This is a genomic window from Microbacterium wangchenii (assembly GCF_004564355.1).
Lineage (GTDB): Bacteria > Actinomycetota > Actinomycetes > Actinomycetales > Microbacteriaceae > Microbacterium > Microbacterium wangchenii.
The window spans coordinates 101,955-120,794 of record NZ_CP038266.1 but is presented as its reverse complement, the minus strand read 5'-3'; the positions used below and the strand labels follow the sequence as shown (position 1 = coordinate 120,794).

The following is an 18,840-nucleotide window of genomic DNA, read 5'->3' as shown; positions in this document are numbered from 1 at the left end:
GCGGGCCCATAGGATGGGAGCGCCTGCTTTCCCGCGATTCCTGGAGCTCGAATGCCCACCATCGTCGTCGACGTCATGCCCAAGGCCGAGCTGCTGGATCCCCAGGGCAAGGCGGTGTCGGGAGCACTCAGCCGCATGGGCGTCGAGAACTTCTCCGATGTGCGCATCGGCAAGCGCTTCGAACTCACGGTCGAGGGCGAGGTGGACGACGACGTGCTCGCCACCGCCCGCCGGATCGCCGACGAGGTGCTCTCCAACGCCGTCATCGAGGACGTCGTCGGCATCGAGGTGGTCCCGTGACCGCCCGCATCGGGGTCATCACCTTCCCCGGTTCACTCGATGACCGCGACGCGCAGCGCGCGATCTCGATCGCCGGTGGCGAGCCGGTGGCGCTGTGGCACGGCGACCACGACCTGAAGGGCGTCGACGCGCTCGTCCTGCCCGGCGGCTTCAGCTACGGCGACTACCTGCGGGCGGGGGCGATCGCCGCCCTCGCGCCGATCATGGCCGAGGTGAAGGATGCTGCGGCCAAGGGCATGCCCGTGCTCGGCATCTGCAATGGATTCCAGATGCTCGTCGAAGCGCACCTGCTGCCGGGCGGGCTGATTCGAAACGCCCACCAGCAGTTCATCCGCCGCGACCAGCGACTTCGCGTGGAGAACGCCTCGACGGCGTGGACGAGTGACTTCGCCGAGGGTGAGGAGATCGTCATCCCCCTCAAGAACGCCGACGGCGGCTACATCGCCGACGCCGAGACTCTGAAGCGGGTTCACGGCGAAGGCCTCGTGGCCCTGCGCTACCTCGGGGTGAACCCGAACGGGTCGATCGACGACATCGCCGGCATCACCAACGAGCGCGGGAACGTCGTCGGCCTCATGCCGCACCCCGAGCACGCGGTCGAGCCCGGCTTCGGCCCCGGCACCGCCGTCGCCATGCGCTCCGGTGTCGACGGTCTCGGGTTCTTCTCCTCGGCACTGTCCGCCGTGGTCGCCGCCGCCGCCTGAGCCGCCGCATCCGCGCCCGGCGCCGCTACTGAGGCCGCGGCGCCGCTACCGAGCCCGCCGTTCGCGAGAGTGCATCACCTCGGCGAATCCGCACCGGATTCGGTGCACTCTCTCCGAGTCGATGCACTTTCGCCGGCGCGTGTGGGTCGCCACTACGGTGGGAGGGTGACCAGCGTCGTCGTCTCCGTACCCACCGAACAGCTCGCCGCCGACATCCAGCCGCTGCCCGACGGGGTCGATGTGGTCGTGTGGGATCTCGACTCCCCCGCGCCGCGGGATCGGTTCGACATGGTCGTGCCGCCGTACATGGGCCTCGCGACGGTGCTGAAGAACCTCAGCGGCATCGAGGTGGGACTCATCCAGAGCCAGTCGATCGGCTATGACGGGGTCGACGCCGTGCTGCCGGAGGGGCAGGCCTTCGCGAATGCGTCGTCCGTGCATGAGACCTCCACGGCCGAACTCGCCGTGGCGCTGACCCTTGCGGTCCAGCGCGGCATCCCCGGTTTCGTGCGCGCGCAGGATGCCGGGAAGTGGTCGCAGGGCTTCGCCGAGAGCCTCGCCGACCGCCGCGTGACCCTCCTCGGCTACGGCGGCGTGGGCAAGGCGATCGCCGCGCGCCTGGCCGGATTCGAAGTCCAGCTGCGCGCCGTCGCCAGCCGAGCCCGCACAGAGGACGGCATCGAGGTCGCCGCGATCGACGACCTCGCCGAGGTCCTCGCCGACACCGAGGTGCTCATCGCCTCTCTTCCCGGCGGAGAGTCCACGACGCACCTGATCGACGACGCCGCGCTGTCGGCGCTGCCCGACGGCTCGCTGGTCGTCAACGTCGGGCGAGGACCGCTCATCGACACCGACGCCCTCGTCGACCACGTGCGTCGTGGGCGGATCCGCGCGGCGCTGGACGTCACCGACCCCGAGCCGCTGCCCGAGGGGCACCCCCTGTGGGGGCTGCCGGGCGTGCTCATCGCGCCGCACGTGGGCGGCGCGACCACCGCCATGCGGCCGCGGATCGCACGCCTCGTGAAGACCCAGATCGAGCGGCTGCACGCCGGTGAGCCGCCGCTGAACGTCGTGCTCGGCGGCTGATCCGCTGCCGTCGGGCGCTGGCCGGCGCGGCTGCCTCGCCCGGCGTGGCGCCTCGCGCGACGCCCGGCACGCGGCGTGACGTCCGCGTCACGGTCGCCGGTCGTGATCCGCGCCGTCCCACAGGTCGCCGCACTCGACCGCCGTCGCGCCGGCGCGGGTGAGGAACGCCCCGGCGCCCGCATCGCCCGACAGCCATGCTCGCAGCTCCGCCCAGTGGGCCGAGCCCACGAGCACCGGATGCCCCGGCTTTCCGCCGTACGTCGCCCGCACGAGCGCGACCCGCGGATCGTCCCCGCCGGCAGCGCGGATGCGGGTGACCGCCGCGGCGGGAAGCCCCGGGGTGTCCACGGGCGTCAGGATGACGGCATCCGCGCCGACCGCCGCATCCAGCCCCGCAACCACCGAGCGGGACAGGCCCGCCTCCCAGTCCGTTGCCACGACGACGCGTGCCGGCGGCGGCACCAGGAGCGCGGCCGCCTCGGCCCCGGCGCCGAGGACGACGATGACGTCGTCGCATCCGCCGCCCTGCAGAGCCTCCACCGCCCGCTGCACCCACGGGCTTCCGTCCGCGCCCGACGCCAGCGCCTTGGGGCCTCCGAAGCGGCGACCCGCCCCCGCGGCCAGCACGACGCCGGTGACGCGGGGCAGGGCGGGAGCGGCCATCGCGACAGCGTATCGACCGACCCGGCCCCGTAGCGTCCGCGAAACATCACCGGTCTACCGTGTGGCCATGCTCGAACTCGCCGACTCCCTGCTGCCGGTGCTTCACGCCGGGGAGCCGGTGGCGGTCGTCACCGTGATCCGCGCGGCGCGCAGCGCACCGCGCGGGCCGGGCGCGGCGATGGCCGTGCACCGCGACGGTTCGGTCATCGGATCCATCTCCGGCGGATGCGTCGAAGGCGACGCCGTGCTGCTCGCCACGCAGGTGCTCGCGACCGGTCACGGCATGGTGGCCTCCCTCGGCTTCAGTGACGAGGCGGCCCATGCCGCGGGCCTGGCGTGCGGGGGGAGCGTCGACGTCGTCATCCACCGCGTCGACCCCGCGGATGCGGTGGCACGGGCGGCGCTCGAGGTTCCCGTCGATCGCTCGGCCCGCGTGGGCATCGTCGTGTCAGGGGTGGCCGCGGGCCGTCTGATCCCCGGCGACGGGCTGCCTGCCGAGACCCGCATTCTCGAATCGGCATATGACGGCGCCGACGTCTTCGTGGTGCAGCGCGACCCCCGGCGACGCCTGGTGATCGCGGGCGCCGGGGAACACGCGATCGCCCTGTGCCGCGTGGCCTCCGCGGCCGGCTTCGCCGTCACCGTGTGCGACGTGTGGGAGCGGCTCGTCACGGCCGAGCGGTTCCCGACCGCGGAGCGTCTCGTCGTGGGCACGCCCGCCGAGCACCTGGACGACCTCGTGGGGCCCGACCCCGCGCGCGCAGCCGTGTGCGTCCTGAGCCACGACGAGCGCGTCGATGTGCCGACGCTCGCGGCCGCACTGGAGCTCGGCGCCGGGTTCGTCGGCGCGATGGGCGCCCGCGGAACCGTCGCCCACCGCGCACGGCTGCTCGCGGAGGCGGGAGTGGACGCGGCGGAGATCGCCCGCATCCACGCTCCGCTCGGCCTGGACCTCGGCGCCCCCTCCCCGGCCGGCACCGCGATCTCGATCCTCGCCGAGATCACCGCCGCGCGGCACGGCGGCACCGGCCTCCCGCTGCGAGAGCTCACCGGACCCCTGCACCGCTCGGCGGCCTCGTGCACGGTCGCCGCCGCGCCGCAGCCCGCGTAACCCCGCCGGTCGGGCGAAGACGCCCGGGATCGTCACACCGTCTGTTTCGTATCCGACCGCAACCTGCTGGTTGCACCACCTTCCTTCCTCTGCAATTATCTAGTTGCAGATAGCGAAGGGAACCTGGGATGCTTCGGATCACGCGCACGAAGATCGTGCTGGCGGTGCTCTTCGCCGGCGCGTTCACGATGGGAAGCGCCGAGATGCTCGTCGTCGGCATGCTCGACCTGCTGGTCGCCGACTTGGGGGTCTCCATCGCCGCGGCCGGGGCTCTCGTCACCGCCAACGCGCTCGGGCTCGCGCTCGGCGGTCCGATCCTCACCGCGCTGACAGCGCGATGGGACCGGCGACGCGTTCTGCTCGGCGCCGGTGCGGTCTTCGTCGCGGTGACGCTCGTGCCTGTCCTCCTCCCGGCGTACGACCTCTTCCTGGCGCTGCGCGGTGTGGGCGGAGCGGCGCAGGGACTCTTCATCGCGGCAGCGATCACGACAGCCACCAGCGTCGTCCCACCCGCGCGCGCGGGCCGGGCCATGGCCACCGTGATCTCCGGATTCGCCAGTGCCAGCGCCCTCGGGCTGCCGCTGGGCACGCTGCTCGGGCAGGCGATGGGCTGGCGTGTGTCGTTCGCTGTCGTCACGGCGGTGGCGATCGTCGTGCTGACGGTGGGATGGCGCGTGCTGCCCTCCGTGCCCGCACGGTCCGAGACTCGGATGGGCGGCCTGGCCCGCGCCGCCCTGGCTCCACGCGTGCTCGCCCTCCTCGCCGTCTGCGCGCTGGTGTTCACGGCGATCCAATCCGCCCTCACCTACCTCGTGCCGCTTCTTCTGGACGTCACCGGCGTCGCCGCGCCCGCCGTCGGCGTGTACCTGATGCTCTACGGCGTCACGACGACGCTCGGCTCGGCCGCGGGCGGGCGCTTCGCCGACGCCGGAGCCGCGCGCACGCTCGTGATCGGAAGCATCGGAGTCGCCGCATCCCTCGCCCTCCTGTGGCTGGGCAGCGACAGCGCGCTCCTCGCCGGGCTCGCCGTGGCCGGCATCGGGGTGTTCGGCATGGGCATGGCCCCGTCGATGCAGCATCGCGTCGCTGAGCTCGCCGGCCCGGGCGCTCCGCTGGCGGCGTCCCTGCCGTCGTCGGCGGTCAATGTCGGCATCGCGGCGGGGTCGCTTCTCGGAGGTGCCGGGGTCGATACCGTGGGGCTGACCGCCGCATCCGCTACCGGCGCCGTCGTCGCCGTGCTCGCCATCGTCGCGGCCCTGGTGACCTCCCCCCTCCGGCCGCCCACGGAGACCACCACGCTGCCCGCCTCCCTCGCCCATTCCCGGAAGGACCCCGCATGACCCTCGACAACCCCGCCGCCACCCTGGACGAGTCGACGCTGACGGTACGGCGCAGCATCCGCATCGCCGCGCCCGTCGAGAAGGTGTGGCAGGCCGTGACCGAGCCGGAGCACATCTCCCGGTGGTTCGCCCGCACCACCCTCGACGATGCCGGCTCCGGCGCGATCGTATTCCCCAGCCGCGGCGCGGTTCCCCTCCGGCGGATCGCCGCCGACGCCCCGCGTTCGGTGACCTACCGGTGGAACAACGACGACACACTCGCGGCGTTGCCCGCCCACTACGACGACGCGCGGGCGACCGAGTTCACCTTCACGCTGGCGGCCGTGGACGGCGGCACCGAGCTGACCGTGGTGGAGACCGGGTTCGCCGCGACCTCCGACCCACTCACCAATCTCCGGGCGCACCGGGAGGGCTGGACCATCGAACTCGACACGCTCGTCGCCCTCCTCGGAGGCGGACAGTGAGCGCGACGCTGGTTCCCGTCTTCGCCGCGCTGGGCGACGACACGCGCTGGAGCATCCTCGCCGCACTCGGGGAGGGCGACGCCTCGGCATCGGCGCTCGCCCATCGCCTGCCGGTGAGCCGGCAGGCGATCGCCAAGCATCTCGCGATCCTGGAGACGGCCGGGCTCGTCGAGCCCATGCGGGCCGGCCGGGAAGTGCGCTTCCGGGTGCTGGGGGCGCAGCTCAGCGCGACCGCCCGCCGGCTCGACGAGATCGGCGCGGCCTGGGAGAAGCGCCTCACCGCCATCCGCGACATCGCCGAATCGCTCTGACCGCGGCCCGGTCCGCCGCATCCACCGGCGTCCGGGAGTGTTCAGAATTCAGGAGATCTGGGGCGCGCACCGGCCCCGGCGGGCGGCCGCGCGGCGTGTCTCCTGAATTCCGAACCACTCGGCCCCTCGCCGACCCGGACTCGGCCGCGTGTCACGCGGAATGTTGATGACGGAAACATCCGGGTAATCCGGCGGTGTTTGACTGCTCGCAGCCCGACCGAGCGGAGGAAGCCGTGGACATCCACACCGTCACGAGCTTCCGCCGCGCCGGCTCGCGCGCCGACCTCGACCTGGGTGCGGGCGAGGTCTTCCTCGCCGGCGGCACGTGGCTTCTGAGCGAACCGCAGCCCGATGTCACCGGCTTCGTCGACCTCACGACCCTCGGCTGGCCCGACCTCGAGATCTCCGCCACCGGGCTCCGCATCGCCGCCACGTGCACGATCGCGCGCCTGGTGGCCTGGGCGCGCACCGCAGCACCCGAGGACTGGCCGGCCGCCGCCACGATCCCGGATGCGGCGAACGCACTTCTGGCGAGCTTCAAGATCTGGAACACCGCGACGATCGGCGGGAACGTCGCGCGCTCCTTCGCGGCCGCGGGGATGGTCGCCCTCGCCGCCGGGCTGGACGGCGTCGCCGAGATCTGGACTCCCGACGGCGGCGAGCGCCGCACGCCCGTCGCCGACCTCGTCACCGGCAACGGCACGAACAGCCTCGGCCCCGGGGAGGTTATCCGCGCGATCGAGCTGCCCGCGGCCGCGCTGGCATCGCGCTTCGTCCTGCGGAAGATCGCCCTCGCCGAGTTCGGCCGCTCCGGCGCGGTCGTCACCGGCCGGCTGGACCCCAGCGGCGCGACGGTCTTCGGCATCACCGCCGCGACCGAGCGGCCCACGGTGCTGCGCTTCCCGGGACTCCCGGATGCCGTGCACCTGCGCGCCGCGGTCGCAGCGGCATCCGGCTACTACAGCGATCCGCTCGGGTCGGCCGACTGGCGGCGCGGAGTGAGCACGACCCTGGCGGAGCGGATCCGCGGCGAACTGGCGGAGGCGGCGTGAGGTTCGAGGTCAACGGGGAGCCCGTCGAGGCGGATCCCGCCGCAGGGCAGTGCCTGCGCACCCTCCTTCGCGAGAGCGGGCACACGGAGGTGAAGAAGGGATGCGACGCCGGAGACTGCGGCGCCTGTTCGGTGCTGCTGGACGGCGCCCCGGTGCACTCGTGCATCGTGCCCGCCCAGCGCGTGGCGGGACAGGCCGTGACGACGGCGGCGGGCCTCGCGCCCGGCGATGCGCTGCATCCGGTGCAGGAGGCCCTCGCGAGCGGGTTCGGATTCCAGTGCGGCTTCTGCACGCCCGGGATGTCGGTGACCGCCTCGACGCTGTGCGCCGACGACCTGCCCGAGCTCGACCGGACGATGCGGGGGAACCTGTGCCGCTGCACCGGGTACCGGCCGATCCGCGAGGCGATCACCGCATCCGTCCTCGGCCCCGTGCGCGAGACCTCCGGCGCGGCCGCCGGAGAGGGGGTTGGAGCCTCCGTCGCGCCCCCGGCGGCGGCCCGGATCGTGCAGGGTCTCGAGCCGTTCACCTTCGACGAGCCGGTCGCCGGCGCGCTCACCCTCCGCGTGCTCGGATCGCCGCACGCCCACGCGCGGATCGTGTCGATCGACACCACGGCAGCCGCGCGCATCCCCGGCGTGGTCGCGATCTTCACGCACGAGGATGCTCCGGCGACGCGCTTCTCGACCGGTCGTCACCAGCACCGCACCGACGATCCCGACGACACCCGCGTGCTCGACGACGTCGTCCGCTTCCGCGGGCAGCGGGTCGCTGCCGTGGTGGCAGAGACGGCGGCGGCCTCCGAAGCCGCGTGCCGCGCGATCCGCGTCGAGTACGAGCTTCTTCCCGCCGTCTTCGACCCCGAGGAGGCGCGCCGGCCGGGCGCACCGCTGCTGCACCCCGACCGCACCCCCGACGATCGCGTGCACGAGGCAACCCGCAACGTCGTCGCCTCGATGCACGAGGAGCACGGCGGGGATGCTACGGTCGCTCTCGCGGCAAGCGCCGTGACGGTCAGCGGCACGTGGCAGACGAGCCGCGTGTCGCATGCGCAGCTGGAGACGCATGGCGCGGTCGGCTGGCTCGACGACGACGGACGGCTCGTGATCCGCGCCAGCACGCAGGTTCCGTTCCTCACGCGCGACGAGCTCGCGCGCCTGCTCGACCTCGACCCCGACCGCGTCCGTGTGCACACCGCGCGCGTGGGAGGCGGATTCGGCGGCAAGCAGGAGATCTTCGCCGAAGATCTCGTCGCCCTCGCGGTGCTGCGCACCGGCCGTCCGGTCGCGTACGAGCTCTCCCGGACCGAGGAGTTCCAGCGCACCTCCTTCCGGCATCCGATGCGCGTCTCGGTGTCACTCGGGGCGACGCAGGACGGACGCCTGACCGCGATGCGGGTGGAGGTGCTCAGCGACACCGGCGCCTACGGCAACCACGCCATCGGGGTTCTGTTCCACGGCGTCGCGGAGTCCACGACGGTGTACCGGGTGCCGGTGCGCCGCATCGACGCCGAAGCCGTCTACACGAACAACCCGCCCTCCGGCGCCTTCCGCGGCTACGGCCTCGGGCAGGTCATGCTCGGTGTCGAGTCGGCGATGGACCTCCTGGCCCAAGAGCTCGGGATCGACCCGTTCGAGCTGCGCCGGCGCAACGTCGTGCGCGCCGGGGATCCGCTGCATCCCGACGACGACGCGTTCGAGGAGGACCTCGTGTGGGGCAGCTACGGGCTGGACCAGTGCCTCGACCTCGCCCAGGCGGCGCTGGCCCGGGGCAACGGCGTCGAGGCCCCGACGGGGCCGAATTGGCGGGTCGGGGAGGGTATGGCGCTCGGGATGATCGCCACCATGGCCCCGCGCGGCCACATCGCCCACACCTCCGCGACCCTCCGCCCCGACGGCACCTTCCTGCTGCGCGCCGGGACGGCCGAGTTCGGCAACGGCACCACCACCGTGCTGCGTCAGATCGCCGCATCCGACCTGTCCGCCGGCTTCGACCGTATCGAGCTGCGCACCGCCGACACCGACGCGGTGCGCCACGACACCGGCGCGTTCGGGTCGGCGGGGATCACGGTCGCCGGTAAGGCGCTGCACGCGGCGTGTCTCGCGCTGCGGGAGCGGATGCAGCGGATCGCCGCGTCACTCGCCGGCGCCCCCGCGCATACGCCCGCGGAGCTGACCGCGGAGGGGGTGCGGGTCGGGGAACGCCTCATCGGGTTCGCCGACGTCGTCGGAGCCGCAGCATCCGAGGAGCGCACTGCCGAGGGGCTCATCTCGACGGGGGCGGAGTTCGGGAACGTGCGCTCGCTGGCGTTCAACGTGCACGCCGCACGCGTCGCGGTCGACGTGGACACCGGGACGGTCCGGGTGCTCCAGTCCGTCCACTCCGCCGACGCGGGCTTCCTCATGAACCCCGCGCAGGTGCGCGGGCAGGTCGAGGGCGGGGTCGCGCAGGGCCTGGGCAGCGCGCTGTACGAAGAGGTCCACCTCGAGGACGGACGCGTGCTCAATCCGGTCTTCCGGCAGTACCGCGTGCCGCAGTTCGCCGACATCCCCGACACCGAGGTCTACTTCGCCGAGACCTCCGACACGGTCGGCCCGTTCGGCGCGAAGTCGATGAGCGAGTCCCCCTACAACCCGGTGGCGCCCGCGATCGGCAACGCGATTGCCCGGGCTCTCGGCATCCGCGGTCATCACCAGCCCTTCTCCCGCGACCGCGTGTGGCGCCTGGCGGCGCCGCTGCGAGAACGCGCCGACGCCATCGTGGCCATGACGGCTGCCGACGGCCCGATAGGTTGAGAGCAAACTCGAATGAAGGGGCATCCATGGATCTCGTCGCTCTCGGAGGGGTCGGTCTCCTCGTTCTGATCGGGGTGGGCGTCGCCGTCGTCGCGCTCATCATCATCCTCATCTTGATCCGCGCGTGGTACCGCGTCGCCCGCGCCGACGAGGCGCTCGTCATCGTCGGTAAGAAGCAGCGGATCACTCCCGACGGAGACTCCTCGCGCATCACCGTGATCACCGGCGGCGGGGCGATCGTGAACCCGCTCACCCAGCGGGCGGAGATGATCTCCCTCCGCGCACGGCAGATCAAGATGGAGCCGGTGGCGCAGTCCTCCAACGGCGTCACCGTCAACGTCAGCGGTGTCGCGCTGGTGAAGATCGGCTCCGATCCCGATTCCGTGCGTCGCGCCGCGGAGCGCTTCGCGTCGCAGGATGCGGCCATCGAGCAGTTCACGACCGAGCAGCTGGAAGGCGCCCTCCGCGGCGTCGTGGCCACGCTGACCGTCGAAGAGCTCATGCGCGACCGCCAGCGCCTGTCGGACCAGATCGCCGACGGCATCAAGCACGACCTGTCCAGCCAGGGGCTCATCCTGGACTCGTTCCAGATCCAGGGCATCACCGACTCCAACGGCTACATCGGCGCTCTCGGCGCCACCGAGGTCGAGCGCGTCAAGCGCGACGCCGAGGTCGCGAAGATCAACGCCGACCGTGAGATCCGCCGCCGGCAGATCGCCACGGACGAGGCCAACCTCATCGAGCAGACCGCGCTGGACAAGAACACCGCCGCGGCCAAGGCCGAGGTCGGCCGCGCCAACGCCGAGGCCGAACAGGCCGAGGCCCTCGCCCGCGCCGAGCGTCAGCAGGCGGTCCTCGTGCAGGAGGCGGAGAACACCCAGGCGCGCCTCGAATCCGAGGTCAGCCGCGTCGCCGACGCCGACCTGTACCAGCGCCAGCGGCGCGCCGACGCCGACGCCTACGCGCACGTCAAGGCGGCCGAGGCCCAGGCCGAGATCGCCGAGCAGGACGCCACCGCCGTCCGGCTGCGCGCCGAGGCCGATGCCCACGCCGAGCGCCTGCGCGGCGAAGCCCGGGCCGCCGCGATCAGCGCGGAGGCCGAGGCCCTCGCGAAGAACCAGGAGGCGCTCCTGGCCCAGCGCGCGCTCGAGGCGCTCGTGCCGCTCATGGCCGAGTTCGCCAAGGGCTACGACAAGGTCGGCTCGATCACGGTCCTCGGCGGCGACGGCGCCAGCTCGCACCTGGCGACGGAGTCGGCCACCGGCCTGCGCGCGTCGTTCGAGGCGGTTCGCGCGGCCACCGGCATCGACCTGACCGCGATCATCCAGGGCCGTGCCCTGGGTGAGGGGATCGCCGCCGGCACGGCGGCGGCGACCTCACCCGAGGCGCCCTCCGCGCACGCGGCAGCACCGGCCGCTGCGGCAGCATCCGCCGTCCCGGCCACCGTCCCGGTCACCGAATGAGTACGGGCGGGTCCGGAGGTCGCCTCGGTGACTCCGGATCCGCCTTCCTCCCGTCCGGCTCACGCGAGCGCGTCGGCGTCAGCCGTCTTCGCCGGGGACGCTGGTTCCCTGCTTGACCACGACCAGCCGGTACGGGCGCCCGGTCGCCGACCACCAGCGGTGCGGCACACCGCCGACGTAATAGACCGAGTCTCCGACGGCGAGCCGCACCTCCCGGTCGCCGAGGTCGACCCGCACGTCCCCTTCGGCGACGTAGAGGAACTCGTCCTCCCGGTGGGTGAACACCTCCCCCGGAGCGGCGTTCGATCCCTCCAGTTCGAGCGGATGCAGCGGCCGGGAGCCGTGCGCGAGCATGCGCGCGTCGCCCGGCCCGAAGCTCTCGTCCACGCGCCCCTCGCCGCGCCGGTGCACCTCGATCCGGCCGGAGGTCGGCCCGGGGGCATCGGCGGCGGCGATGAGCTCGATCGGACTGGTCTGCAGCGCCACGGCGATCCTCCGCAGCGACGACAGGCTCGGCTGCGCCAGCCCGCGCTCGAGCTGGCTGAGGAACGGGTGCGACAGACCCGTCGCCTCGGCCAGCTGCACGAGCGTCTTGGCGCGCGCGTGCCGCAGGCGGCGGATCGAGGCGCCCAGGCGCGCGGTGGCCTCGGCGTCCCCCGCGGAGTCGTCGGCGGGCGGCGGCGTCACGGTCGGTGCGCTCCTACGCCGGGAGCGGCACTCCCTGCGCCGGGAGCGGTACACCCTGAGCCGTCGCGTACTCCTCGATGGCCGCGACGTACGCCGCGCGGCGGGCCGGGGTCAGCCACGCCGCCTCGAAGGAGTTGACCGCGAGCTGGACCAGCTCGGTCGGGGTCAGGCCCGCCTGCTGGGCGAGCGCGACGTAGTTGTCGCCCACGTACGCACCGAAGTAGGCCGGGTCGTCGGAGTTGACCATGACCCGCACGCCCTCGCGCAGGAGGCCGACGATCTCGTCCGCCTTCATCTGCTCGGTCACGAACGAGTTCGACACGGGGCAGGTCGTGAAGCCGAGTCCGCGTTCCTTCGCGAGGGCGACCAGCGCCGGGTCCTCCACGATGTTGGTGCCGTGGTCGATCCGGTCGACGCCGATCTCCTCCAGCACGGCGCGGATGTTCTCGATGGAGCCGACCTGGTCGATGTCGCAGTGCATCGTCAGGAAGAACCCCTCCGCCTTGGCACGGGCGAAGACGGCGGCGAACTTCGCCGGCGGATTGTCGCGCTCATCCGAATCCAGACCGACCCCGAGGATCCACGCCTTGTACGGCAGCGCCTCCATGAGGGTCGCCATGGCGTACTCGGCGGAGAAGTCGCGCAGGAAGCACAGGATGAGCTCGGCGCTGATGCCGAGTTCGTCCTGCGCGCGGACGGCGGCACGACGGTAGCCGGTGATGACGTTCTCGAACGGCACGCCGCGGCTGGTGTGCGCCTGCGGATCGAAGAACATCTCCGCGTGCACGACCCCCTGCTCCTTCGCCTTCAGCAGGTACGCCCAGGCCAGGTCGTGGAAGTCCTCGGCCGTCTGCAGCACCCGCATCGCCGGGTAGTACACCGCGAGGAAGCTCGTGAGGTCGGTGAAGTCGTAGGTCGCGCGCACCTCCGCCACGGTCTTCTCCGGCAGCTCGATGCCGTTGCGGGCAGCGAGGGCGAACTTCAGCTCGGGCTCCAGCGTCCCCTCCAGGTGCAGGTGGAGCTCGGCCTTGGGCAGGCCGTGGGCGAACGCGGTGAGGTCGAAATCGACGGGGGTGGTCATTCAGGTTCCTTCGGGTCGAACGGGTGGTGAGGGGTCATACGGTGCTCAGGAACGGTCGGCCATCCCCATGCGGGCCAGCACGACCGACTCTACGATCTGCACCAGGTTGTACAGCACGAGCGCGGTGCCGGTCACGAGCACGACGGCCGTCCACATGGCGGAGAACTGCGCGGCGGCGATGTAGCCGCCCACCGCACCGCCGATGCCGCCGCCCACGGCCAGCCACTCGGCCAGCAGCGCACCGGTGAGCGCGCCGGGGACGGAGATGCGCACGGCGGCGAAGAACTCCGGCAGGGAGCTGGGCAGCGCGACCTTCCGCAGGCGCGTCCACGAGCTGCCGCCGTACACCGAGATGAGGTCGTTCATCTGCGGCGAGGCCGACTTCAGCCCGAACGCGATCGTGACCAGGGCGGGGAAGAGCACGACGATGCCGCCGATCACGGCCACCGAGGCGAAGTCGCGGCCGAAGATGAGGATGATCACGGGGGCCATCGCCACCAGCGGAACCGAGCGCAGCAGCATTGCGAGGGGCATGAGCGCGTGCTCGATGCCCTTGCTGAGCTGGAACACGATCGCGACGATGAGCGCGACGGCGAGACCCGCACCGAAGCCGACGGCGGCGTGGCCGAGCGTCTCCCCCAGCTGACCGAACAACTGGGCGCGGTTGGCCGCGGCGTTGGGCATGGTGACGAGGAAGTTCCACACCTCCAGCGGCCCCTTGCCGACGTACGGCGAGATCTGGAACACCCACAGCGCCCCGACCCAGATGACCGTCACGGCGACGAGGGTGAGGACGAAGGTGAGGATGCTGCGACCCAGGGCGCGCATCGTCGCCCTGCGGGATTCACGGCGGATGTCCGCATCCAGGCGCGTGACCTGCTCGGCAGCAGCGGGGACCACCGGTGTGGGCGGGGCGAGGACGTCGGTCATCGTGCGGATCCCTTCGACCAGGGCGCGACGGCGCGCGCCACGAGACCGAGCAGCGCGTATCCGGCGAGCGCGACCGCCCCGGACACGAGCGCCACATCCCACACGCGGGCGGCGTTGAGCGCCTGCTGGGCGGAGATCATCGCCGGGCCCACGCCCACCGTGATCTTGCCGAAGAACTCCCCCAGGACGGCGCCGAGGAAGGCGGCCGGCACGGCGATCTGGAGGGCGTTGAGGATGCTGGGGAGCGAGGCGATGAGCCGCACCTTCCGCAGCTGTGTGAGACGCGATCCGCCGTAGACGGTGATGACGTCCAGGCTCGCCCTGTCGGCGGCCTTCAGACCCAGGAGCGCTCCGACGACGGTCGTGAAGAAGCAGCTGAGCGCGGCGAGGATGACAGCGGTGGGAGAGGGGTCGCCGGCCGCGGGGACGGGCACGATCACCACGATGAGCAGGCCGATCGCCACGATCGGCACGCAGTAGGTGAGGATCGCGACCTGCATGACGACGCCCTCCAGGCGCGGCACGATCAGCACGAGCGCGGCCAGTAGAAGGGCCAGCCCGTTGCCCCACGCGTAGCCGATACCGGCCTCGGTGAGGGTGACGGCGAAGTTGCGCGCGTAGAACTCCCAGCCGGTGGCGAAGAACTCCACCACGACTTGGGGTGGCGTGGGGATCGCCTGCGCCCCGCCGGGGCCGACGTTGGAGAACACCGTGGCGGCGAGGATCCACCACAGCGCGACGACGCCGACGCCGCCGATGAGGCCCGTGAGCCACGCCGGAAGGTGGATGTCCTCCCACTGGATGGCGCGGGCCTTCGCCGCGTCAGTGGTCATCGGCGGCGGCGCCTCCCGCGCCGAAGAGCAGCTCGGAGGCATGGTCGACGTACTCGTGGAACTCGGGCGTGCGCATCATCTCCGGAGTGCGGGGGCGGGGCAGGTCGATCGTCATGACCTCTTTGATTCGACCGGGACGCGCGCTCATCACCGCGACTTGGTCGGAGAGGAAGATCGCCTCCGAGATGCCGTGCGTCACCAGCAGCGTCGTCGCCGGCTTCTCCGTCCAGATCCGCAGCAGCTCCAGGTTCAACTTCTGCCGCGTCATGTCGTCGAGCGCGCCGAACGGCTCATCGAACAGCAGCACCGACGGCTTCATGATGAGCGAGCGCGCGATGGACACGCGCTGCCGCATCCCGCCGGACAGCTGCGCCGGCTTGGCCTTCTCGAAGCCCTTCAGACCGACGAGCTGGATCATCTCACTCACGTACGCCTTGTCGACGGGTTTGCCGGCCACTTCGAAGGGGAGCTGGATGTTGGACTGCACGCTGCGCCAGGGCAGCAGCGCGGAATCCTGGAACGCGATGCCGAGCTCGTTCGCCTTGCGCAGCTGCTTGGGGCTCTTGCCGTCGACGCGCGTCGTCCCGCTGGTCGGGTCTTCCAGACCCGCGAGGATGCGGAGGATCGTCGACTTGCCGCATCCCGACGGTCCCAGCAGCGACAGGAACGTGCCCTGCTCGGTGTGGAGATCGGCGTTCTGCAGGGCGACGACGCTCTTGCGTCCGACGCTGAAGACCTTGTTGAGGCCGGTGATCTGGAGGCCGGTGCCCAGGGTGGTCCCCTGGGCACCGGCGAGGGTGGCCGTGTCGGTCACGTGATGCTCCGTTGAACGGGATCTCAGCGCTGGTAGGCGATGAGGTCGGGGTTCTCTTCGTAGACCTCGGCCAGCAGGCTGAGGTCGAACAGGTCCTCGGCGGCGACCTCGATGCCGGCGCCGGCGAGGCTCTTGACGGTCATCTCCTGCAGCTGCTCGGAGATGGTGAACAGGCCGTTCTCCTCCGTCTCGGCGGAGACGACGAGGAGGTTCTGCGCCTCGGATCCGGCCAGGGTCTTGGCCGGGTCGAGGTCGAGATCCTTGCCGTACACCTCGAGGGCGAGGTCGGCGCCGCCCTGGGCGTCGTTGACGGCGTCGGTCCAGCCGCGGATCTCGGCGACGAGGAAGGCCTTCAGCATCTCGCGCTTGCTCTCCAGCGTCTCCTGCGTGACGGTGACGGTCTCGGCCACGAAGGGGAGGCCGTTGTCGGCGAGCTGCAGGTTCGTGGTCGCCAGGCCGGCCATCTCCACCGAGATGGCCTCGTTGGTGATGTAGGACATGAAGCCGTCGACCTCGCCGTTGACCAGGGGCGCGGGGTCGTACTGCACGGGGACGATGGTCAGCTCGCTGGGGTCGATGTCGTTCGCGGCCAGCAGCGCGCTGAACAGTGAGCGGTTGGAGTCCTGGACGCCGATCTTCTTGCCCTTGAGGTCCTCGGGCGTGGCGATGTCGCCGCCCTCGGCGAGCGAGAGGACCGTGAACGGGTTGGCCTGGAAGGTCGCGCCGATGATCTTCAGCGGTGCGCCCTCGTTCGCGATCGCGGTGCCGATGGCCACCGAGTCGCTCAGGGCGATGTCGGCGGAGCCGCTGACCAGCTCGGCGACCCCCGTGGACGGGCCGGGCACGAGGTTCACCGCGTCGAAGCCGGCCTCCTCGAAGTACCCGTTGCTGTCGGCGAAGTACTCCCCGGCGAACTCCTCGTTGAGGATCCAGCTGAGCTGCAGGGTGATCTCGCCGAAGCTCTCGTCGCCGTCATCCGAGGGCGCCGAGGCCGAGCCGGAGCCGGAGCCTCCGGCGCACGCGGTCAGGGCGAGGGCGGACAGGGCGACTCCGGCGAGGGCCGCGGTGGTGCGCGGTGCGCGCCGGGAAGAGAAGAACGTCATGTGCTGTGTCTCCAGATGCCAGTGGTGCATTCGGGTAGGTGTCGCGGTGCCGCCCTCGGGACTCGACGGTGCGCGGTGCGTCATTCGGCGGAAGCCGGCCTCGGCATTCGCCACGGTATGGGATGTAGATTTCACCAACACTGGCCCGGTGTTTCGGCGCCGTTACACGTGCCGCCGCCGCATCCCGGTCCACGCCGTTCGGCCCGGCCGCCGCCTGCCCGTGGTGCGCCGTTCGGCCCGGCCGCCGCCTGCCCGTGGTGCGCCGTTCGGCCCGGCCGCCGCCTGCCCGAACTCCTCAAGACCGGCCCGGAAAGGGCGCGGATCGGCCGCATGCGGGCCTTTGCGGCGCGAACTTGAGGAGTTCGGGCGGCGGGAGACGCCGGTAGAGGCCCGGGGAGACTGGCCCGCCCGCCGCCGCGGACACCCACGCCGGAGCAGCCGCGTTGCCGCCGATGCGCGCGCACGCACCCGCCGGCCCGCGCGTCACCGACCCGTCACCCGCCCGAACTCCTCAAGACCGGCCCCGATACGGCGCGGATCGGCCGGATACGGGCCTTTGCGGCGCGCACTTGAGGAGTTCGGGCGGCGGGAGGGTCGGCAAGGGCGGCCCGCCCGGCTCAGCGGGGGTGGGAGGTGCGGGCGGCGAGGGCGGGCAGGTCGGCGTGCAGACGGGCGGATGCTTCGGGTGCGAGCGGGTTCGTCGAGACGCCGCCGTCATCCACGAGCACGCCCCCGACGTACACGTGCCGGAGGTTGCGGGGCGTCATCGACAGCACGTAATTGCGGACGGGGTGCCACAGCGGACCCACGTCGGGCCGGCGAGGGTCGACGACGACGAAGTCGGCGTACTTGCCGACCTCGAGGCTGCCGACGCGGTCGGCGACGCCGAGGATCTCCGCCGAGCCCAGGGTGTGCAGTCGGAGCACCCGCTCGGGCATCATCGCGCGCGGATCCTTCGTGCGGGCACGCTGCATCGCGATGCCCATGCGCATGTTCTGCCACGGGTCCGACACGTCGGTGCAGGCCTGATCGTCCAGTCCCATGCCGACGTTCATGCCGGCCGAGATCATCTCCGGCACGAGTGCGACCCCCGAGGCCAGGCGCCCGTTGGAGGCGGGCTGCCACGACATCGACGAGCCGGCGGCGGCGGCCTCGGCGATGATCTCGGGCGTGGTCTGGATGAAGTGCCCGAACATCATCGCCGGGCCGAGGGCGCCCGCGTCGCGGTACATCGCGAACTTCGACTGCTGCAGCGGCACGGCCTCCGGCGACTCGAGGAAATGCGCCTGGTTCGTGACGCCGAACCGCCGCATCGCCTCCACCTCGACCTCGGCCGCATCCACCCGCGGCGACCACTGCACCTGGCCCATGATCGAAGCGCCCAGGGCGAGGGCGGGGTCCATCGCGCGGGTGTGGGCGACGGATGCGGCGAAGCGGTCGAAGATCTCTTCATCCGACCCGGCGGTGGCGTCCATCCCGATCGCGTCGACGAAGCGGATGCCGGCGTCGCGGCAGCCGTCGGCCTGACGCGTGTGGTACTCCAGCGGGCGCAGCTCCGCCGTGCCGGTGCGGCGCCCGTCGATCATGGGCTCCCACGCCTGCAGCGGGTCGGTGAAGTTGTACGCGGTGGTCACGCCGTTCGAGAGGAAGTCCAGCGCCCCGTGCAGCGTCGACCAGTACGCATCCTCCGGAGCGAATCCCGCCGTCATGCCGAGCATCGAGTCGCACCAGCCGTACAGCGTCTCGCTGACCCCCAGGCCCCGCAGGCCGCTGGTGAACAGGTGCGAGTGGCTCGACACGAATCCGGGGGCGACGAAGGCCCCGCCGACGTCGAGCACCTCGTCGGCGGTGACGGTGGGTCCACCCCCACCGAGGGCGGCGATGCGGCCGTCTTCGATGAGCATCCAGCCGCGGTCGAGGTATCCGGGGTCGTCGGTGCCGGCGGGAACGGTGATCAGGCGGGCACCGGTGACCAGGAGAGACATGCGGATCCTTCGGGTGGGAGCAGCGCGGCCGGGCGACCGCGACTCCCGGCACGCTACGAGACGGGGGTTACGCGGACACGGCGGTGTGTTTCGCCGTGGTTACGAAGGCGCCCGGCCG

General features: G+C 71.9%; 18 protein-coding genes. 10 read left to right on the top strand and 8 right to left on the bottom strand.

Annotated elements, in window-relative coordinates:
- Positions 1-51 precede the first annotated feature (51 nt).
- From purS to E4K62_RS00580, 3 genes are all read left to right on the top strand, one after another.
- Entirely contained in the window at positions 52-300 is a 249-nt protein-coding gene (purS, locus tag E4K62_RS00590) for a phosphoribosylformylglycinamidine synthase subunit PurS (protein ID WP_135062577.1), read from the top strand.
- Positions 297-1,004 (top strand): phosphoribosylformylglycinamidine synthase subunit PurQ, encoded by a 708-nt coding sequence (gene purQ / locus E4K62_RS00585; RefSeq protein WP_135062575.1) that lies wholly within the window; start codon positions 297-299, stop codon positions 1,002-1,004. The genes purS and purQ overlap by 4 nt, the downstream gene beginning before the upstream one ends.
- Positions 1,005-1,169: 165 nt before the next feature.
- On the top strand, positions 1,170-2,090 hold the full coding sequence (locus E4K62_RS00580; RefSeq protein ID WP_135062573.1) for a 2-hydroxyacid dehydrogenase: 921 nt from the start codon (positions 1,170-1,172) through the stop codon (positions 2,088-2,090).
- Positions 2,091-2,177: 87 nt separating this feature from the next.
- Here E4K62_RS00580 and E4K62_RS00575 read toward each other — a convergent pair whose 3' ends face one another.
- Positions 2,178-2,753 carry a nucleotidyltransferase family protein gene (locus tag E4K62_RS00575; RefSeq protein WP_135062571.1) on the bottom strand — a complete coding sequence of 192 codons (576 nt, stop codon included), beginning with the start codon at positions 2,751-2,753 and terminating at the stop codon, positions 2,178-2,180.
- A 67-nt stretch (positions 2,754-2,820) separates the two neighbouring features.
- Here E4K62_RS00575 and E4K62_RS00570 point away from each other — a divergent pair, with 67 nt between their 5' ends.
- The 7 genes from E4K62_RS00570 to E4K62_RS00540 all read left to right on the top strand — a co-directional run bounded on the left by E4K62_RS00570 (position 2,821) and on the right by E4K62_RS00540 (position 11,289).
- Positions 2,821-3,864, top strand: a complete 1,044-nt coding sequence (locus E4K62_RS00570) for an XdhC family protein (RefSeq protein WP_135062569.1) — start codon at positions 2,821-2,823, stop codon at positions 3,862-3,864.
- Positions 3,865-3,992: 128 nt separating this feature from the next.
- A complete protein-coding gene (locus E4K62_RS00565; RefSeq protein WP_135062567.1) occupies positions 3,993-5,204 on the top strand; it encodes an MFS transporter in 1,212 nt (403 codons plus the stop codon).
- A complete protein-coding gene (locus tag E4K62_RS00560) occupies positions 5,201-5,668 on the top strand; it encodes an SRPBCC domain-containing protein (protein WP_135062565.1) in 468 nt (155 codons plus the stop codon). The genes E4K62_RS00565 and E4K62_RS00560 overlap by 4 nt, the downstream gene beginning before the upstream one ends.
- Positions 5,665-5,979 carry an ArsR/SmtB family transcription factor gene (locus tag E4K62_RS00555; protein WP_135062563.1) on the top strand — a complete coding sequence of 105 codons (315 nt, stop codon included), beginning with the start codon at positions 5,665-5,667 and terminating at the stop codon, positions 5,977-5,979. Before E4K62_RS00560 ends, E4K62_RS00555 begins: the two co-directional genes overlap by 4 nt.
- A gap of 233 nt (positions 5,980-6,212) precedes the next feature.
- Positions 6,213-7,031 (top strand): FAD binding domain-containing protein, encoded by an 819-nt coding sequence (locus E4K62_RS00550; RefSeq protein WP_135062561.1) that lies wholly within the window; start codon positions 6,213-6,215, stop codon positions 7,029-7,031.
- Positions 7,028-9,826 carry a molybdopterin-dependent oxidoreductase gene (locus E4K62_RS00545; protein WP_135062559.1) on the top strand — a complete coding sequence of 933 codons (2,799 nt, stop codon included), beginning with the start codon at positions 7,028-7,030 and terminating at the stop codon, positions 9,824-9,826. Before E4K62_RS00550 ends, E4K62_RS00545 begins: the two co-directional genes overlap by 4 nt.
- A gap of 26 nt (positions 9,827-9,852) precedes the next feature.
- Positions 9,853-11,289 (top strand): SPFH domain-containing protein, encoded by a 1,437-nt coding sequence (locus E4K62_RS00540; RefSeq protein WP_135062557.1) that lies wholly within the window; start codon positions 9,853-9,855, stop codon positions 11,287-11,289.
- A gap of 78 nt (positions 11,290-11,367) precedes the next feature.
- Here the strand turns inward: E4K62_RS00540 and E4K62_RS00535 are convergent, their stop codons facing one another.
- The 7 genes from E4K62_RS00535 to E4K62_RS00505 form a co-directional block, all read right to left on the bottom strand.
- Positions 11,368-11,976 (bottom strand): helix-turn-helix domain-containing protein, encoded by a 609-nt coding sequence (locus E4K62_RS00535; protein WP_135062555.1) that lies wholly within the window; start codon positions 11,974-11,976, stop codon positions 11,368-11,370.
- Between the two features lie 13 nt (positions 11,977-11,989).
- Positions 11,990-13,057 carry an adenosine deaminase gene (add, locus tag E4K62_RS00530; RefSeq protein WP_135062553.1) on the bottom strand — a complete coding sequence of 356 codons (1,068 nt, stop codon included), beginning with the start codon at positions 13,055-13,057 and terminating at the stop codon, positions 11,990-11,992.
- Between the two features lie 45 nt (positions 13,058-13,102).
- Complete coding sequence (locus E4K62_RS00525; RefSeq protein ID WP_135062551.1) at positions 13,103-13,987, bottom strand: ABC transporter permease; 885 nt, start codon at positions 13,985-13,987, stop codon at positions 13,103-13,105.
- Positions 13,984-14,820 carry an ABC transporter permease gene (locus tag E4K62_RS00520; protein ID WP_135062549.1) on the bottom strand — a complete coding sequence of 279 codons (837 nt, stop codon included), beginning with the start codon at positions 14,818-14,820 and terminating at the stop codon, positions 13,984-13,986. The genes E4K62_RS00525 and E4K62_RS00520 overlap by 4 nt, the downstream gene beginning before the upstream one ends.
- Positions 14,810-15,634: an ABC transporter ATP-binding protein gene (locus E4K62_RS00515; protein ID WP_135062547.1), complete on the bottom strand. Its 825-nt coding sequence runs from the start codon at positions 15,632-15,634 to the stop codon at positions 14,810-14,812. Before E4K62_RS00515 ends, E4K62_RS00520 begins: the two co-directional genes overlap by 11 nt.
- Before the next feature lie 23 nt (positions 15,635-15,657).
- On the bottom strand, positions 15,658-16,737 hold the full coding sequence (locus E4K62_RS00510) for an ABC transporter substrate-binding protein (RefSeq protein ID WP_135062545.1): 1,080 nt from the start codon (positions 16,735-16,737) through the stop codon (positions 15,658-15,660).
- A 617-nt stretch (positions 16,738-17,354) separates the two neighbouring features.
- Positions 17,355-18,722: an amidohydrolase family protein gene (locus E4K62_RS00505; RefSeq protein WP_135062543.1), complete on the bottom strand. Its 1,368-nt coding sequence runs from the start codon at positions 18,720-18,722 to the stop codon at positions 17,355-17,357.
- Positions 18,723-18,840 lie beyond the last annotated feature (118 nt).

Bases quoted from the DNA above. Each gene is read 5' to 3' on its own strand.
- E4K62_RS00570 (WP_135062569.1), top strand. From the start codon at position 2,821: ATGCTCGAACTCGCCGACTCCCTGCTGCCGGTGCTTCACGCCGGGGAG.
- E4K62_RS00565 (WP_135062567.1), top strand. From the start codon at position 3,993: ATGCTTCGGATCACGCGCACGAAGATCGTGCTGGCGGTGCTCTTCGCC.
- purS (WP_135062577.1), top strand. From the start codon at position 52: ATGCCCACCATCGTCGTCGACGTCATGCCCAAGGCCGAGCTGCTGGAT.
- E4K62_RS00505 (WP_135062543.1), bottom strand. From the start codon at position 18,722: ATGTCTCTCCTGGTCACCGGTGCCCGCCTGATCACCGTTCCCGCCGGC.
- E4K62_RS00525 (WP_135062551.1), bottom strand. From the start codon at position 13,987: ATGACCGACGTCCTCGCCCCGCCCACACCGGTGGTCCCCGCTGCTGCC.
- add (WP_135062553.1), bottom strand. From the start codon at position 13,057: ATGACCACCCCCGTCGATTTCGACCTCACCGCGTTCGCCCACGGCCTG.
- E4K62_RS00510 (WP_135062545.1), bottom strand. From the start codon at position 16,737: ATGACGTTCTTCTCTTCCCGGCGCGCACCGCGCACCACCGCGGCCCTC.
- E4K62_RS00560 (WP_135062565.1), top strand. From the start codon at position 5,201: ATGACCCTCGACAACCCCGCCGCCACCCTGGACGAGTCGACGCTGACG.
- E4K62_RS00575 (WP_135062571.1), bottom strand. From the start codon at position 2,753: ATGGCCGCTCCCGCCCTGCCCCGCGTCACCGGCGTCGTGCTGGCCGCG.
- E4K62_RS00540 (WP_135062557.1), top strand. From the start codon at position 9,853: ATGGATCTCGTCGCTCTCGGAGGGGTCGGTCTCCTCGTTCTGATCGGG.
- E4K62_RS00520 (WP_135062549.1), bottom strand. From the start codon at position 14,820: ATGACCACTGACGCGGCGAAGGCCCGCGCCATCCAGTGGGAGGACATC.